Source organism: Pseudomonas fortuita (genome assembly GCF_026898135.2).
Lineage (GTDB): Bacteria > Pseudomonadota > Gammaproteobacteria > Pseudomonadales > Pseudomonadaceae > Aquipseudomonas > Aquipseudomonas fortuita.
Genome location: NZ_CP114035.2, coordinates 6,014,915 through 6,030,873, shown reverse-complemented (window position 1 = coordinate 6,030,873; position 15,959 = coordinate 6,014,915). Strand labels below are relative to the sequence as shown.

13 protein-coding genes and 1 pseudogene are annotated in these 15,959 nt (G+C 59.9%); 11 read left to right on the top strand and 3 right to left on the bottom strand.

The genetic code is table 11. The features are described from left to right. The first annotated feature begins 113 nt into the window (after positions 1-113). Positions 114-1,034 carry an SdiA-regulated domain-containing protein gene (locus OZ911_RS27495; protein WP_016489691.1) on the top strand — a complete coding sequence of 307 codons (921 nt, stop codon included), beginning with the start codon at positions 114-116 and terminating at the stop codon, positions 1,032-1,034. 89 nt (positions 1,035-1,123) lie between these two features. Then, positions 1,124-2,026: an SdiA-regulated domain-containing protein gene (locus OZ911_RS27490; RefSeq protein ID WP_070086386.1), complete on the top strand. Its 903-nt coding sequence runs from the start codon at positions 1,124-1,126 to the stop codon at positions 2,024-2,026. 115 nt (positions 2,027-2,141) lie between these two features. Here OZ911_RS27490 and rpiA read toward each other — a convergent pair whose 3' ends face one another. Further along, the gene (rpiA, locus tag OZ911_RS27485; protein WP_012274697.1) at positions 2,142-2,816 is read right to left on the bottom strand and encodes a ribose-5-phosphate isomerase RpiA; all 675 of its coding nucleotides are present in this window, start codon (positions 2,814-2,816) and stop codon (positions 2,142-2,144) included. Positions 2,817-2,950: 134 nt separating this feature from the next. Here rpiA and ilvA point away from each other — a divergent pair, with 134 nt between their 5' ends. Both ilvA and OZ911_RS27475 read left to right on the top strand, forming a co-directional pair. Beyond that, positions 2,951-4,465, top strand: coding sequence for a threonine ammonia-lyase, biosynthetic (gene ilvA / locus OZ911_RS27480; RefSeq protein WP_268968533.1), 1,515 nt, complete (start codon positions 2,951-2,953; stop codon positions 4,463-4,465). A 38-nt stretch (positions 4,466-4,503) separates the two neighbouring features. Continuing rightward, the gene (locus tag OZ911_RS27475; RefSeq protein WP_023047245.1) at positions 4,504-4,929 is read left to right on the top strand and encodes a DUF2269 domain-containing protein; all 426 of its coding nucleotides are present in this window, start codon (positions 4,504-4,506) and stop codon (positions 4,927-4,929) included. 129 nt (positions 4,930-5,058) lie between these two features. Here OZ911_RS27475 and OZ911_RS27470 read toward each other — a convergent pair whose 3' ends face one another. Continuing rightward, positions 5,059-5,715, bottom strand: coding sequence for a histidinol-phosphatase (locus tag OZ911_RS27470; RefSeq protein WP_016489686.1), 657 nt, complete (start codon positions 5,713-5,715; stop codon positions 5,059-5,061). Between the two features lie 141 nt (positions 5,716-5,856). Between OZ911_RS27470 and OZ911_RS27465 the strand changes: the two genes are divergently transcribed. Together OZ911_RS27465 and ptsP are read left to right on the top strand one after the other, a co-directional pair. Then, positions 5,857-6,336, top strand: coding sequence for an RNA pyrophosphohydrolase (locus OZ911_RS27465; RefSeq protein ID WP_003249017.1), 480 nt, complete (start codon positions 5,857-5,859; stop codon positions 6,334-6,336). Positions 6,337-6,358: 22 nt separating this feature from the next. After that, the gene (gene ptsP, locus OZ911_RS27460; protein WP_016489684.1) at positions 6,359-8,638 is read left to right on the top strand and encodes a phosphoenolpyruvate--protein phosphotransferase; all 2,280 of its coding nucleotides are present in this window, start codon (positions 6,359-6,361) and stop codon (positions 8,636-8,638) included. A 368-nt stretch (positions 8,639-9,006) separates the two neighbouring features. Here ptsP and OZ911_RS27455 read toward each other — a convergent pair whose 3' ends face one another. Further along, positions 9,007-9,753, bottom strand: a complete 747-nt coding sequence (locus tag OZ911_RS27455) for an NRDE family protein (RefSeq protein ID WP_023047243.1) — start codon at positions 9,751-9,753, stop codon at positions 9,007-9,009. A 129-nt stretch (positions 9,754-9,882) separates the two neighbouring features. Between OZ911_RS27455 and OZ911_RS27450 the strand changes: the two genes are divergently transcribed. The 5 genes and pseudogenes from OZ911_RS27450 (at position 9,883) to OZ911_RS27430 (ending at position 15,958) form a co-directional block, all read left to right on the top strand. Beyond that, positions 9,883-10,665 carry a sulfite exporter TauE/SafE family protein gene (locus tag OZ911_RS27450; RefSeq protein ID WP_016489682.1) on the top strand — a complete coding sequence of 261 codons (783 nt, stop codon included), beginning with the start codon at positions 9,883-9,885 and terminating at the stop codon, positions 10,663-10,665. 16 nt (positions 10,666-10,681) lie between these two features. Then, positions 10,682-11,491, top strand: coding sequence for a prolipoprotein diacylglyceryl transferase (lgt, locus tag OZ911_RS27445; protein ID WP_016489681.1), 810 nt, complete (start codon positions 10,682-10,684; stop codon positions 11,489-11,491). A 48-nt stretch (positions 11,492-11,539) separates the two neighbouring features. Beyond that, positions 11,540-12,199: pseudogene (locus OZ911_RS27440) on the top strand (thymidylate synthase); the annotation flags it as partial. Between the two features lie 133 nt (positions 12,200-12,332). Then, on the top strand, positions 12,333-13,118 hold the full coding sequence (locus OZ911_RS27435; RefSeq protein WP_256549396.1) for a site-specific integrase: 786 nt from the start codon (positions 12,333-12,335) through the stop codon (positions 13,116-13,118). A gap of 446 nt (positions 13,119-13,564) precedes the next feature. Further along, on the top strand, positions 13,565-15,958 hold the full coding sequence (locus OZ911_RS27430) for a tyrosine-type recombinase/integrase (RefSeq protein ID WP_268968532.1): 2,394 nt from the start codon (positions 13,565-13,567) through the stop codon (positions 15,956-15,958). The last annotated feature ends 1 nt before the right edge of the window (position 15,959 follow it).

The window sequence follows — 15,959 nt, the reverse complement described above, 5'->3', positions numbered from 1 at the left end:
GTGCTGAACCTGTGGGAGCGGGTTTACCCGCGAAGAGGCCGGCCCTGTTTACCCTTTTTTCACACCCTATCCGGATAATGCGCTGACCTACGCCCATTCCCCAGGAAGCCCGCATGCCATCACCCTCCAGCGCCCCGGTAACTCCCAAGCGTCGCTTCTACCGGCGCTGGCCTTTCGGCCTTGCCGTGGCGGCGGTGATCGGCTACGGCGTCGCAGTGGCGATGCACTGGGATGACCGCGGCGCGCTGTGGGTGAAAGAGCGCTTCGAAAGCACCGGCGAGCGCAGCGAAAGCGTGTGGTTGCCAGACTATCAGGTCGACATCGATGCCAAACCGTTACCAGGCATGGACGATGACGAAGCCTCGGACGTGGCCTTCAACCCGCATACCCGCACCCTGTTCGCGGTCATGGGCAAGAACCCGATCCTGGTCGAGCTGAGCCTGGAGGGCGATGTACTGCGCAAGATCCCCCTCAACGGCTGGAACAACCCGGAAGGCGTTGCGGTGCTGGAAGACGGCAATCTGGCCATCACCGACGAGCGCCTGCATGACCTGACCGTGGTCAAGGTGGACGCGCAGACCACCGCGCTGAACCACGACGACTTTCAGAGCCACGACCTGGGCCCGTCGGTGAAGAGCAACAAGGGCTTCGAGGCGGTCGCTTGGGACCCGCTGCGTCAGCGCCTGATCATCGGCGAGGAGCGCCCGCCCAAGCTGTACACCTGGAACACCGATGGCCGTAGCCCGCTCAAGGGCGAGAAGCAGCCGTTACCCAGCGAGGAACTCGACCTGCGTAACCTGTCTGCACTGGCGGTCGACCCGCGCACTGGTCACCTGCTGGTGCTCTCGGCCGATTCCAACATGCTGCTGGAGCTGGACGAGCAAGGCCAGCAGGTCAGCTTCATGACCTTGCTGGGAGGCTTCAACGGCCTTGAAGACACCATTCCAAGGGCTGAAGGGGTGGCCATGGATGACAAGGGAAACCTGTATATGGTCAGCGAGCCGGCTTTGTTCTATCGCTTCAGAAAGAACTGACCCCAACATCCGATGTTTCTGATGCTGGCATTAAGCTTTGTTTCAGTTGTACATGGTTAGATTCGCCACCCCCATGTCGAGTCTACCCCATGCGTCATCTTGTTCGCCTGTTTCTTGTCCCGGTCGTTATCGGTCTGCTCCTGCTCGGCTGGGCCGGGCAGGAATTTCGCCTGTTCGAGCGGGGCTGGTTCAACCTCAAGACGTGGTGGCAGCCCGCCGAGCAGAGCATCGGCCTTGACCGCTACCGTGTGGTGGTGGAGGCGCAGCCGGTCGAGGGGCTGGATGATGATATTTCGGCGCTGACCTACGACCCGGACCGAAAAACCCTGTTCACCGTCACCAACGCCCGCTCGGAGCTGATCGAGCTGTCGCTGGACGGCCGTATCCTGCGTCGCATACCGCTGACGGGGTTCGGCGACCCAGAGGCGGTGGAGTATGTCGGGCCCAACAGCTATGTCATCACCGACGAGCGTCAACAACGGTTGATTCGTGTACGGCTGGAAGACGACACGATGTTCCTCGACGCCGGTGATGCCGAACAGCTCAGCCTGGGCATCGGCCTGAATGGCAACAAAGGGTTTGAGGGGCTGGCTTACGATTCGGCGGGCAAGCGGCTGTTCGTGGCAAAGGAACGCGACCCGATGCTGATCTATGAGGTTCATGGCTTTCCCCATGACAACCCGGAAAAGCCTTACGCCGTGCATGTGGTGCAAGACCGCAAGCGTGATTCACGGCTGTTTGTGCGGGACTTGTCGAGCTTGCAGTTCGATGAGCGCAGTGGGCATTTGCTGGCGCTTTCGGATGAGTCACGGCTGGTGCTGGAGCTGGATCTGGAAGGCGTGCCCTTGAGTACCTTGTCGTTGCGCAAGGGCTTTCAGGGGTTGCAGGCGACGGTGCCGCAGGCGGAGGGGATTGCAATGGACGAGGCGGGGACCATCTATCTGGTCAGTGAGCCTAACCTGTTCTATGTGTTCAAGCAGCCGGCGGAGTGAGCAGGTAGGGCTGCTTTGCAGCCCATTCGCAGCGCAAGGCTGCTCCTACAGGAAATCGCGTAGCCCTGTAGGTGCAGCCTTGGCTGCGAATCGAGGGCAAAGCCCTCGCCGAAGATTACTCGGCCTTCAGGCTCTTGACGCCTTCAGAGGTACCCAGCAGCAGCAAGTCTGCCGGCCGCGCCGCGAACAGGCCATTGGTCACCACGCCAACGATGGCGTTGATTTGCGCTTCCAGCTCCACCGGGTTGGTGATCTGCAGGTTGTGCACATCGAGGATCACGTTGCCGTTGTCGGTGACCACGCCTTCGCGGTACACCGGGTCGCCGCCCAGCTTGACCAATTGACGGGCCACATGGCTGCGCGCCATCGGGATCACTTCGACCGGCAGCGGGAAAGCGCCCAGTACCGGCACCAGCTTGCTGCCATCGGCGATGCAGATGAAGGTCTTGGCCACAGCGGCGACGATCTTCTCGCGGGTCAGGGCCGCGCCGCCACCCTTGATCAGGTTCAGGTGCGCGTCGCTCTCGTCGGCGCCGTCCACGTAGAATTCCAGCTCGCTGACACTGTTCAGCTCGTAGACCGGGATGCCATGGCCCTTCAGACGCTGGGCAGTGGCTTCGGAGCTGGCGACTGCGCCGTCGAAGGCGGTCTTGTGCTGAGCCAGGGCGTCGATGAAGAAGTTGGCAGTCGAACCGGTACCGACGCCGACGACGCTCTTTTCATCCAGCTTGGGCAGAATGAAGTCGACAGCGGCCTGGGCGACGGCCTGTTTGAGTTGGTCCTGGGTCATGCGGGCTCCGAAAGGGGCAGGGCGGTTTTCAAAGTTGCCTAGTATAACGGCTTGGGCGGCTTTGCTGTGGTCGCCCGACGTAGCGCTGGGGTAGACTCGCAGCCCTTGTCCCGCGGCCCAGTGATGCTTTCCCGATGCTCGAACAGTACGTCAAGAAGATCCTCACCTCGCGCGTCTATGACGTTGCCGTCGAAACCCCGTTGCAGAACGCCGGGCAGCTGAGCAAGCGCCTGGGCAACCAGATCTTGCTCAAGCGTGAAGACCTGCAGCCGGTGTTCTCGTTCAAGATCCGCGGGGCCTATAACAAGCTGGCGCAGCTGACGGCCGAAGAGCTGGCCCGTGGCGTGGTCACTGCCTCGGCCGGCAATCATGCCCAGGGCCTGGCCCTGGCTGCGCGCGAGATGGGCATCAAGGCCACTATCGTAATGCCTAAAACCACCCCGGAGATCAAGATCGAAGGTGTGCGCTCGCGCGGTGGCAAGGTCGTGCTGCATGGCGACTCGTTCCCCGAGGCGCTGGCCTATTCGCTGAAACTGGTCGAGGAGAAGGGCTTTGTCTATGTTCACCCTTACGACGACCCGCACACCATCGCCGGGCAAGGCACTGTGGCCATGGAAATCCTGCGCCAGCACCCTGGGCAGCTGGACGCCATCTTTGTACCCGTGGGCGGTGGCGGCCTCATTGCTGGCATTGCTGCCTATGTGAAGTACCTGCGCCCGGAAATCAAGGTGATCGGTGTCGAGCCGGACGATTCCAATTGCCTCCAGGCGGCGATGGCTGCCGGTGAGCGTGTGGTGCTGCCTCAGGTTGGGTTATTTGCCGACGGCGTGGCGGTGGCGCAGATCGGCCAGCATACATTCGATATCTGCCGCCACCATGTGGATGAAGTGGTGACGGTCAGCACCGACGAGATCTGCGCGGCTATCAAGGATATCTACGACGATACCCGCTCGATCACCGAGCCTGCCGGCGCCTTGGGCGTGGCGGGTATCAAGAAGTATGTCGAGCTTTATGGCGTGACCGGGCAGACGCTGGTGGCTATCGACTCCGGCGCCAACGTCAACTTCGACCGCCTGCGCCATGTGGCCGAGCGTGCCGAGCTGGGTGAAAAGCGCGAAGCGATCATCGCCGTGACCATCCCGGAACGCCCGGGCAGCTTCAAGGCCTTCTGCGAGGCGATCGGCAAGCGCCAGATCACCGAATTCAACTACCGCAAGCACACCTCCGACGAAGCGCACATCTTCGTTGGCGTACAGACCCACCCGGAAAACGACCCACGGGCGGCGCTGGTGCAGCATCTGACCGATCAGGGCTTCCCGGTTACCGACCTGACCGACAACGAACTGGCCAAGCTGCACATTCGCCACATGGTTGGCGGCCATTCGGCCGGTGCCAGCGATGAAATGGTGTTGCGCTTCGAATTCCCCGAGCGGCCGGGGGCGTTGTTCAACTTCCTCAACAAGCTGGGCGGGCGCTGGAATATCTCGATGTTCCATTACCGCAACCATGGCGCGGCTGACGGGCGCGTGGTGGCGGGGCTGCAGGTGCCGGAGGACGAGCGCCACCTGGTGCCGGCAGCGCTGGCCAAGATTGGTTACCCATACTGGGACGAGACCGAGAACCCGGCTTACAAGCTGTTCCTGGGTTGAGCGGCTAAGCTTGGCTTATCGCTCAAGGATGTGAAGACATGGAACACCTGACCACCCTCAAGACCTTGCACATCATCGCCACCGCACTGCTGTTTCTGGCCGCCCTGGGCCTTGCGGTGTGGACGGTGCGCGCCCGTCGACAGGGCGATGCCGAGGCCTATGCCAAACTGCTGCGCCGGCCGCTGGTATTTGTGTGGCTGGTGATGGGCCTGTGCCTGGTGAGCATGCCGTTTACCGGCTGGTGGCTGGTGCACCTGGTGGGTTGGCCGCTGGGGCAGGCCTGGGTGCTGGCGTCCAGCGTCATCTATACCTTCGGCGCGCTGGCCGTGTGGTGGCTGCTGGTGCGGCTGAACCGGCTACGCAAGGCTGAAGTGGTGGGGTTGCGGTTTACCCTGGCGCTGGCGGTGTTCAGCGGGGTTTGCTTCCTGTCCATTGCCGGGCTGATGGGCGCCAAGCCAGTCTGACAGCCTTGGGTTGCCTGTGCCGGCCTCTTCGCGGGTGAACCCGCTCCCACAGGTACGGCGCAGCCCTCAGGCCTGATACGGTCCCTGTGGGAGCGGCTTTAGCCGCGAAGAGGCCAGCACAGGAAAACCTCAATCGCGCAACGAAACCACCGGCCACCCGCGCTTCTCGGCCTCGGCCCGCAGGTTCGGGTCGGGGTCCACCGCCACCGCATGCGTCACCCGCTGCAACAACGGCAAATCGTTCATCGAGTCGCTATAGAAGTAGCTGTCCTCAAGGTCAAAGCCGTTCTCCAGCATCCAGCGCTCCAGCCGCGTCACTTTGCCTTCACGGAAACACGGTATATCGGTACTGCGCCCGGTATAGCGGCCGTCGCGCATCTCGCATTCGGTCGCCAGCAATACTCGCACCCCAAGGCGCCGGGCAATCGGTGCGGTTACAAAACGGTTGGTAGCGGTGATGATCACCAGCTGGTCGCCCGCCTCGCGGTGCTGCTGCAGCAAGGCCAGGGCTTTGGGCAGGATGATCGGCTCGATGCAGTCGCGCATGAAGTCGCGGTGCCATTCGTCGAGCTGGGCCACAGGCGTTGCCGCCAGAATCTCCATGGAAAAGGCCAGGTAGGCCTGCAGGTCCAGGGTGCCGTTGAGGTAGTCCTGGTAGAAGCCATCGTTGCGTTGCTTGTAGGCGACCGGGTCGAGAATGCCGCGCTCGCAAAGGTAATCACCCCAGGCATGGTCGCTGTCGCCACCGAGGAGGGTATTGTCCAGGTCGAATAAAGCCAGGCGCATCGCGGTCACTCGCATCAGCCACAGGGGAGGCCCGCAGAATACGGAGTTTTCACGCTGCTGCACATAAGCTTGGCAGGCGCGTTGCTGCGCTCGCAAGCTTTGTGGAACAATGCGGTGACATGCGTTTGCGAGGTTGCTGCCGTGATCGACCCGGATGGTTTTCGCCCCAATGTCGGGATCATTCTCACGAATGATGCCGGGCAGGTGCTATGGGCTCGACGGATCAACCAGGATGCCTGGCAATTTCCCCAGGGTGGTATCAACCCTGACGAGACGCCGGAAGATGCCCTGTACCGCGAGCTGAACGAAGAAGTTGGCCTTGAACGCGACGATGTGGAAATTCTTGCCTGCACCCGTGGCTGGTTGCGTTATCGTTTACCCCAGCGACTGGTACGTACCCACAGCCAGCCGCTGTGCATCGGCCAGAAGCAGAAGTGGTTCCTGCTAAGGCTGGTCAGCAATGAACAGCGGGTGCGGATGGACCTGACCGGCAAGCCGGAGTTCGACGGCTGGCGCTGGGTGAGCTATTGGTATCCGCTGGGCCAGGTTGTGACATTCAAGCGCGAGGTGTACCGGCGCGCCCTGAAAGAGCTAGCACCGCGTCTGCTGACGCGCGACTGACGACGGAGTTCGACCCCGAGCCATGCTCAATACGCTGCGCAAGATCGTCCAGGAAGTAAACTCCGCCAAAGATCTCAAGTCGGCGTTGGGGATCATCGTCTTGCGCGTCAAGGAGGCCATGGGCAGCCAGGTCTGCTCAGTCTACCTGCTTGACCCGGAAACCAACCGCTTCGTGCTGATGGCCAGCGAAGGCCTGAACAAGCGCTCCATCGGCAAGGTCAGCATGGCCCCCAACGAGGGCCTTGTTGGCCTGGTGGGTACCCGGGAAGAGCCGCTGAACCTGGAAAACGCCGCCGACCACCCGCGTTACCGCTACTTTGCCGAAACCGGTGAAGAAAAATTCGCCTCCTTCCTGGGTGCGCCGATCATTCACCACCGCCGCGTGGTCGGGGTGCTGGTCATCCAGCAAAAGGAGCGCCGCCAGTTCGACGAGGGCGAAGAAGCCTTCCTGGTCACCATGAGCGCCCAGCTCGCCGGGGTAATCGCCCACGCTGAAGCCACTGGGTCGATCCGTGGCCTTGGCCGCCAAGGCAAGGGTATCCAGGAGGCGCGCTTCGTCGGCGTGCCTGGCTCGCCTGGCGCTGCCGTGGGGCGCGCGGTGGTAATGCTGCCGCCAGCCGACCTGGAAGTGGTGCCGGACAAGGCCGTCGATGACATCGACGCTGAACTCAAGCTGTTCCAGAACGCCCTTGAAGGCGTACGTGCTGACATGCGCAAGCTGTCGGCCAAGCTGGCCACCCAGCTACGGCCTGAAGAGCGCGCGTTGTTCGATGTGTACCTGATGATGCTCGAAGATGCAGCCCTGGGCGGCGAGGTGACCGAAGTCATCAAGACCGGCCAGTGGGCGCAGGGCGCCCTGCGCCAGGTGGTCGGCGAGCACGTCAGCCGCTTCGAGCTGATGGACGATGACTACCTGCGTGAGCGGGCCTCCGACGTCAAGGACCTGGGCCGGCGCCTGCTGGCCTACCTGCAGGAAGCCCGCTCGCAGTCGCTGGTGTATGCCGACAACACCATCCTGGTCAGTGAGGAGCTGACACCGGCCATGCTCGGCGAAGTGCCGGAAGGCAAGCTGGTCGGCCTGGTCTCGGTACTGGGTTCGGGCAACTCCCACGTCGCCATCCTCGCCCGCGCGATGGGCATCCCCACGGTGATGGGCCTGGTTGACCTGCCGTACTCCAAGGTCGACGGTATCGAACTGATTGTCGACGGGTACAAGGGCGAGGTGTTCACCAACCCCAGCGAAGTGCTGCGCAAGCAATACAGCGAAGTGGTTGAGGAAGAGCGCCAGCTGGCCCAGGGCCTGGATGCCCTGCGCGAACTGCCATGCGTTACCCCCGACGGCCACCGCATGCCGCTGTGGGTCAACACCGGCTTGCTGGCCGACGTGGCCCGTGCCCAGCAGCGCGGCGCCGAAGGGGTAGGCCTGTACCGCACCGAAGTGCCGTTCATGATCAACCAGCGCTTCCCCAGCGAGAAAGAACAGCTGGCCATCTACCGCGAGCAGTTGGCCGCCTTCCACCCGCTGCCGGTGACCATGCGTACCCTCGATATCGGCGGTGACAAAGCGCTGTCGTACTTCCCGATCAAGGAAGAAAACCCGTTCCTGGGTTGGCGCGGCATCCGCGTCACCCTCGACCACCCGGAAATTTTCCTGGTGCAGACCCGCGCCATGCTCAAGGCCAGCGAGGGCCTGAACAACCTGCGTATCCTGCTGCCAATGATTTCTGGCATCCACGAGCTGGAAGAAGCGCTGCACCTGATCCACCGCGCCTGGGGCGAGGTGCGTGACGAAGGCACCGACGTGCCGATGCCCCCGGTGGGCGTGATGGTAGAAATCCCCGCGGCGGTGTACCAGACCAAGGAGCTGGCACGCCAAGTCGACTTCCTGTCGGTGGGCTCCAACGACCTGACCCAGTACCTGCTGGCGGTGGACCGCAACAACCCACGGGTTGCCGACCTGTACGACTACCTGCATCCGGCGGTGCTGCAAGCGCTGAATACGGTAGTGCGCGACGCTCATGGCGAAGGCAAGCCGGTAAGCATCTGCGGTGAGATGGCGGGTGACCCGGCGGCGGCCATCCTGTTGATGGCGATGGGCTTCGACAGCCTTTCGATGAACGCCACCAACCTGCCGAAGGTGAAGTGGATGTTGCGCCAGGTGAACATGAGCAAGGCCAAGGAGTTGCTGGCCGACGCCTTGAGCCATGACAACCCGCAGGTTATCCACAGCTCGCTGCAGCTGGCCCTGAAGAACCTCGGGTTGGCGCGGATGATCGGGCCAGGGGCCAACAAAACCCTCTGAGCGTTAGGTTGCCTGTTACGGCCTCTTCGCGGGACAAGCCCGCTCCCACAGGGGTTGCGCAGATCCTGAAGACCCCGCGGTAGCTGTGGGAGCGGGCTTGTCCCGCGAAGAGGCCCGCACAGGCAGCATCAAATGACCAGACCCGCACTTCAACCTCACCCAGATGAGGTTGCGCAGATCCTGAAGACCCCCGCGGTACCTGTGGGAGCGGGCTTGACCCGCGAAGAGGCCCGCACAGGCAGCATCAAATGATCAGACCCGCACTTCAACCTCACCCAGATGAGGTTGCGCAGATCCTGAAGACCCCCGCGGTAGCTGTGGGAGCGGGCTTGTCCCGCGAAGAGGCCCGCACAGGCAGCATCAAATGATCAGACCCGCACTTCAACCTCACCCAGATGCCCACCAAAGGGCCCGAAACTGCGCTCGATCAGCCGCCTTCGTCCCTGATCATCCATGATCAGCACGGTACTCGCCCGGGTCCCGTAGTTCTGGCTGGCGATGAACACGCTCGACAGCAATTTCTCGGTCGCCAACCCGACACCTGTCTCGGGCAGGTCGCCATCCGCCGCCGTTTCGTTATCCGCCAGCAAAGCCAGCAGCCGATCCGGCTCCGGCGTTTCCAACAGGCCCTCCAGCCCGCTACGTGCCTTCACCAGCTTTGGCCACGGCGTATCCAACCCTGCGTTGGATAACCCGTACACCCCGGCGTCCAGCAGGCACGGCGTGGCGTCACGGGCGTGCAGGTAACCCAGCTGTCGCCCATCACCCACCAGCAGGTTGAACCCCGAATACTGCCCACTGCGGCTGGCTACCTGATCCAGGTAAGCCTCGACCCCAAGCTCCCCCTGCAGGTAGGCCGCCACCAGTTCCCCCCGCGAGCGCGGCCCCGGTGCCTGGCCCGGATCGCGGATATTGGTCAGCGCGGCAAAGCGCCCCTGCGGGCCTACGCCCAGCCAGGTACCACCGGCCTCCAGGTCACGCCCGGCGTGCACCCCAGGCGAATCCTCCCAGGCCGCCAGGGGCTGGGTAGGGCGGGCATAGAACTCGTCGCGGTTGGCTGCCACGATCAGCGGCAGGGTGTGCCCCGGCCGCCACGCAAATACGATCAGGCACATCGGTTTGGCCTCTGTGTTTTTTGTCACTGTACCCACAGCAGTCGGGCGGATCCATCCTGACACAGAGTTCACTAGAGCCTCGAGCCCGGCTTCCGTTACCATGCCGGATTGATTTTTCGGGGAAGCCGAATGGAATTCGTGCTCTATCTGCTGTTGGGCGCTTGTGCCGGAGTGCTGGCCGGGCTGTTCGGCGTGGGCGGCGGCATCATCATCGTGCCGGTGCTGGTATTCAGCTTCACCTTGCAGGGCTTCGACGCCTCGGTGCTGACCCACCTGGCAGTCGGCACATCGCTGGCAACCATAGTATTCACTTCGATCAATGCCGTGCTTGAGCACCACCGCAAGGGTGCGGTGCAATGGCCGATCTTCGCCTGGATGACGCTCGGCATCCTCCTTGGGGCAGGTGTCGGCGCCAAGACCGCTTCACTGATCCAGGGCCCGCTGCTGCAGAAGATCATCGGCGTGTTCGCCCTGGTCATCGCCGCGCAGATGGCGCTGGACCTCAGGCCCAAGGCCAGCCGCGGCATCCCCGGCAAACCCTCATTGATCGGCGCAGGCGGTGTGATCGGCTGGGCTTCGGCGATTTTTGGCATCGGCGGTGGTTCGCTGACCGTGCCGTTCCTGACCTGGCGCAGCCTGCCCATGCAGCAGGCGGTGGCCACGTCCTCGGCCTGTGGCCTGCCGATTGCGGTGGCCAGCGCCCTGAGCTTCATGCTGCTGGGCTGGCACGAGGAGCACCTGCCGGCCCACAGCCTGGGTTACGTATACCTGCCGGCGATGGTCGGCATTGCCGTGACCAGCATGTTTTTCGCCCGCTTTGGCGCGCGTCTGGCGCACAAGCTTTCGCCCCGTTTGTTGAAACGCCTGTTCGCAGCGCTGCTGTTCTGTGTCGGCCTCAGCTTTTTGATTTGAATCGAGAGGAAGTTCCATGCTGCCTTACCCGCAGATAGACCCCGTGGCCCTGGCCATCGGGCCGCTGAAAATCCATTGGTACGGGCTGATGTACCTGATCGGCATCGGCGGCGCCTGGCTGCTGGCCTCGCGCCGGCTGAACCGCTTCGACCCCACCTGGTCGCGTGAGAAGCTTTCCGACCTGGTGTTCTGGCTGTCGATGGGGGTGATCGTCGGTGGCCGCCTGGGTTACGTGCTGTTCTACGACCTGCATGCCTACCTGGCCAACCCGACGCTGATCTTCGAGGTGTGGAAGGGCGGCATGTCGTTCCACGGCGGGTTCATCGGCGTGATGCTGGCGGCCTTGTGGTTCGGCAAGCGCAACAACAAGTCGTTCTTCGAGCTGATGGACTTCGTTGCCCCGCTGGTGCCGATCGGCCTGGGTGCCGGGCGTATCGGCAACTTCATCAACGCCGAGTTGTGGGGCAAGGCGACCGACGTGCCGTGGGCGATGGTGTTCCCGCCGTTCAGCGACCCTGCCCAGTTGCCCCGTCATCCGTCGCAGCTGTACCAGTTTGCCCTGGAAGGTGTGGCATTATTCGTGATTCTCTGGTTGTACTCGCGCAAACCGCGCCCGACCATGGCCGTTTCCGGCATGTTCGCGCTGTTCTACGGCATTTTCCGCTTTATCGTGGAGTTTGTGCGGGTGCCTGATGCTCAGCTTGGCTATATCGCATTCGGCTGGTTGACCATGGGTCAGTTGCTCTGCGTGCCAATGATCGTTGGCGGCATCTTCTTGATCTGGTTGGCCTACAACCGCAAACCTACGGCAAAACCAGCCGTATGATTTTCACGGCAGGGGTGATCCTCCTGCCGTTCTTGTTACAGGAAAGTCATGAAACAGTATCTAGATCTGGTCCGTGAAGTCATCGAGAACGGTACGTTGCAAGGCAATCGCACCGGCATCCGTACCATCAGCATGCCGGGCGCCATGCTGCGCTTCGACCTGCAGAAGGGCTTCCCGGCCATCACCACGCGCAAGCTGGCGTTCAAGTCGGCGATCGGCGAAATGGTCGGTTTCCTGCGTGGCGTGAAGAACGCCGGTGAATTCCGTGAGCTGGGCTGCAAGGTCTGGGACCAGAACGCTAACGAAAACGCCCAGTGGCTGGCCAACCCGTTCCGCCAGGGCCATGACGACCTGGGCGAGATCTACGGCGTGCAATGGCGTCAGTGGCCAGGCTACAAGCGCATCCCGCTTAGCAACCCGGCCGCTATCGAAATGGCCGAGAAGGCAGGCTTTCGCCGTATCGCCCAGGACGAAGAGGACGGCGTCGCCTTCGTCATTCTGTACAAGGCCATCGACCAGGTGCGCCAGTGCCTGGACACCATCGCCAACGACCCGGGCAGCCGCCGCATCCTGTTCCACGGCTGGAACTGCGCGCAGCTGGACGAAATGGCCTTGCCGCCGTGCCACCTGCTGTACCAGTTCCACCCGAATGTAGAGACCAAGGAAATTTCCCTGACCCTTTACATCCGCTCCAACGACCTGGGCCTTTTATATGACGCAGCCAATAACGCACAGTACGTGCTAGCAGCGTAAAAAAATTTGTCTTTCTCCCGACTTTATCTTGACCTTGACAAGCTGCACATTCTGCATAGGATGAGCGGCCTTCAAAAGGGGGTAGTCGGTGAAGGTTGTAGTCACACAAAATCAAATGATCGACCTGGGCGGGTCGATGCTCAACGAGGACGGGCCACACGCAGCAGGCCTGGCATCTGTGACGGCGGTGGGGCTTTTTGACTCAGAAGAGAGGCTCGTTCCGCTTGTAAGTGAGTACCTCACCCAAGCTATTAAAACCGCGAATCTCTCCTTTCCTTCTGCTCAAACATATGGGCGGAACATCGGATACTTGCTCGAAAACCTTAAAGGAACTACCACGTTCCACAATTCATCTTGGGATGAAATCCTCCTCAATGTAAGCCAGCAGGGAATCGCCAGATACTTCATTCATCTGCGCGAGGTTGAAGGTTTGTCGTCGGTAACTATCCGGAACAGAGATGGTTGTTACGCTGCCCTATTCAACGACTTCTTGTGTGTTGGCCGTAATCATCAACCCGCTCTGCGAGAAGATAATCCGTATGCAGCTGGATTCATTTCCCCTCCGCCGAAGAGAAAACTGATTTCACCCTGTTCGCTCAAAGATCTGAAGTCCCTCATTTTGAGCACTGATAGTGAGCGAGAACGGGTTCTCTTGCAGTCAATTTTTGACGCTGGTCTTCGTCGAAGCGAAGTTGGCAGGATTACTCTTAGTGCGGTGAGCAAGGCCCTCGATTTCTCTCGCGCTAACTTCATCGGCGAAAATGATATTGAGTGGATACATCCCGATTATTGCCCACTTCTCATCGCGGGCAGTAAAGGGCGTGGGCAAGAGCTGAAAGAGCGATATGCGATCGTGAGTAAGTCTACGCTTTAACGTATTAAGCGCTATCACGTAACTCCGTTGTACCGAAAATACGCGAGACAGTATGAGTCCGCCGATGTTACTCCCTGTTTTTTCAACTCAGAGGGATCTCCATTTAACGCAGATGCGGTCAGCAAATTGCTTGAGCGGGTCTCGGAGCGCGCACTAAAAAGCAAGCGGCTAGATCGCAGTATCTCTCCGCATAAGCTTCGGCACGGACATGGGTACGAAATCATGACTAGCCCAGATTTGGGTGAGACCTATTTGGATAATCTGGTCGCGGCTCAGTTGTCCTTGGGGCATAGCAGCAGTACCACTACCGAACGGCACTACCTACAGCTTCCTCAAGAAGTGTTCCGCATCTGCCATTCTTCTAATGGGAAGGTTGCAACTAAGGCAAGTAGCATGGCTGCTCTCGTTGCCGAGACTGCGCTCAAGATTCGTTTGGGAGATAAGAAGTGAGTATTTATGAGCGCGCCATCGGAAGCTCACGGATTTACAGCTGGCTTAAAGAACTGGAAGAGAACCCGCACGGTTACTACGAGGTTGAACTCAGTGACAGTGACAGCGGGATGTACGCGCCGCTCATGCTGAGCGCCTCCTATATTGCCAGCAAAGATTTTGACCCGTCGTTTGAGGTCTTCGAGCTAGCGGAGCAGAAGGTCACATTGGATATGTGCATCAGTGGCGCAATCCATCGTGGAGAGTCTGCCGCTGGGTGCAATTGGCGCCTCAAAGTTTTAGGTTGGTACAAGAGCCTCCCAGAGGAAGATAAGCGCAAGCTCCCTATTTTCGGCAACAAGCTGAGCATTCGTCGCGGTCTCACATTGGTGCCAGGCTTGGAGGGCGTTGAATCCCATCTGAATCGCTACTCAAGCGTCGCCGATGCTTATGATGAAATCAACGAAGATCTGCGGCGCCTGGGAGTAATCTCCAGCGACTACCAAACCGTCAAAGAGCGGCGCGAGAACAAAGAAGAATACATTCCTCAGGAACCTATTCTCGTTGATTTCAAGCGGCTGCGAATGAAAGAGTTCGTGACATTGGCCGACCTTGAGGCAGCCTCAGAGGGTAAGCCTTTCAATGATCTTAAGCATGCATTTGCAATTGCTTCGTTGAAAACGACGAGCGATTCGGGCGTGCGGAACTACCTCGATGCATTCAACCAAGTATCGCGTTTTTTCCTCGAGCGTGGACTCACCGGAAGCGAGCCCATTGCTGTCACCTTAGATGCGTTCATCCTTCCTCGTATCTACAGCCATCTGGAGCAGATGATTGTCCGTGGCGAATGCTCCCCAATCTTTGCCAATACCTTGCTCAGTGCGCTCCGCAAAACGCTCACCGCCATCAAGAACCTTAAGGGCTATGCCGGCCCTGACTTCGTCAACTGTCAGGGATTTGATGCTGACCGAGTAACGGATCAGTATCGTCCGTACACAAGTTCCGAGCGTCGGCGGATCGCTGCATGTGTAGATGAAGACATTTTGCGCAACAACGCGCTCGCGCAGCCCTATCAGTTATCCGGTGTCGGTGAAGATCCAGTCGGTTCCAACGGCCAAGTGAAAAAAGGGTTTAGTACGCTCGAGAATGCCCGATGGATATTTGAAAACAAACTTAACTGCAGTGTGGTTGGAACGAGGATTTACTCGAGGTCTAGCGGTGATATTTATATCGATGGGTTTTGGAGGATCGTTAACCGTTCTGGTATAGGTCTCCGTGAGGTCTTAGAAGGCTGGGGTCACCACTATGTCGTCGATGCCCAAGTTATCGCACCCTATGCGATTAAATTGGGGCAAATAACGGGTCTAAATGCGGACTCGCTAAAATATCTGAATTTAGACGACTTTGAGCCGCAGCATGAGCTGACCGGGCGTGCCTGCTTGAAATATTGGAAGGAGCGGTCAGGCGGCGGAAAGGTGATGCCCGTTGATCTCTTTGATGCGGATATCACATGGCTCACCACTTCTCAGGCTGAAGCGGTAGCGAAGATCTTCAAGGACGTGGAGGCACTCACCGCAGCGTTCCGTGACGATGCCCCCGAGAAAGCGAGGAATAGCCTGTTCATCTGGCAGTCGAGCGCATCCAAAGCTTTCCTCCAGGTTAAGTCGTTTGCCACAGGTAAGGACGGGTTCGTAACGACAGTCTTCAACAGCTATGCGCAGCGTAAAGGCATCGTCGGTGATGATGGCGCGCCCCTCAATCTCACCCCCGCACGACTACGTCCGAGCTTCATCAGCGAGCTTGTAGAGCGTGGTGTACCGATTCGTGAGATCCAGCTGATCCTGGGTCACAAACACATCAAGACCACCCAGGCATACCTCGATCGCATGGACTTCAACACCTTCGCGCGTGCCAAGCTCGATGTAGCGTTACGGGAGCTCCACGATCGTGCCCTTGAGGCGGCAGATCTGGCTCTTGCGTCCGAGCAGCACGAGACACAATCCGAAAATCTCATCGAGGTAGTACAGATCGATGCGCCAGTGGTGGTATTCAAGACGCCATTGGCAAGCTGCAAGAACATCTTCAATCCTCCAGATTTCATCAAGAGGTTGAGCACTTACGTACCTGGGCGGCCGTGCTCCATGTACAACATGTGTCTAGGTTGTGAGAACGTCCTACTAACCTCGTCAAACCTACCTGAGCTATTTGCTATGGAGCGGGATTATCGAAAACTTGCTGATGTCAGCCGAGTGATGGATACCCCTTATGGCCATGTAGTACATGAGAGTTTGTCGTTGCTGGAAAGTATCCTCGGTGATAAATCTGATTTTACTGCTGAAGAACTTGCCGAGGGCCGTCGTCTCGCTGAGTTTGTAGATACAACTATTCTTATTGATGGCGTAGGGTTGTAAT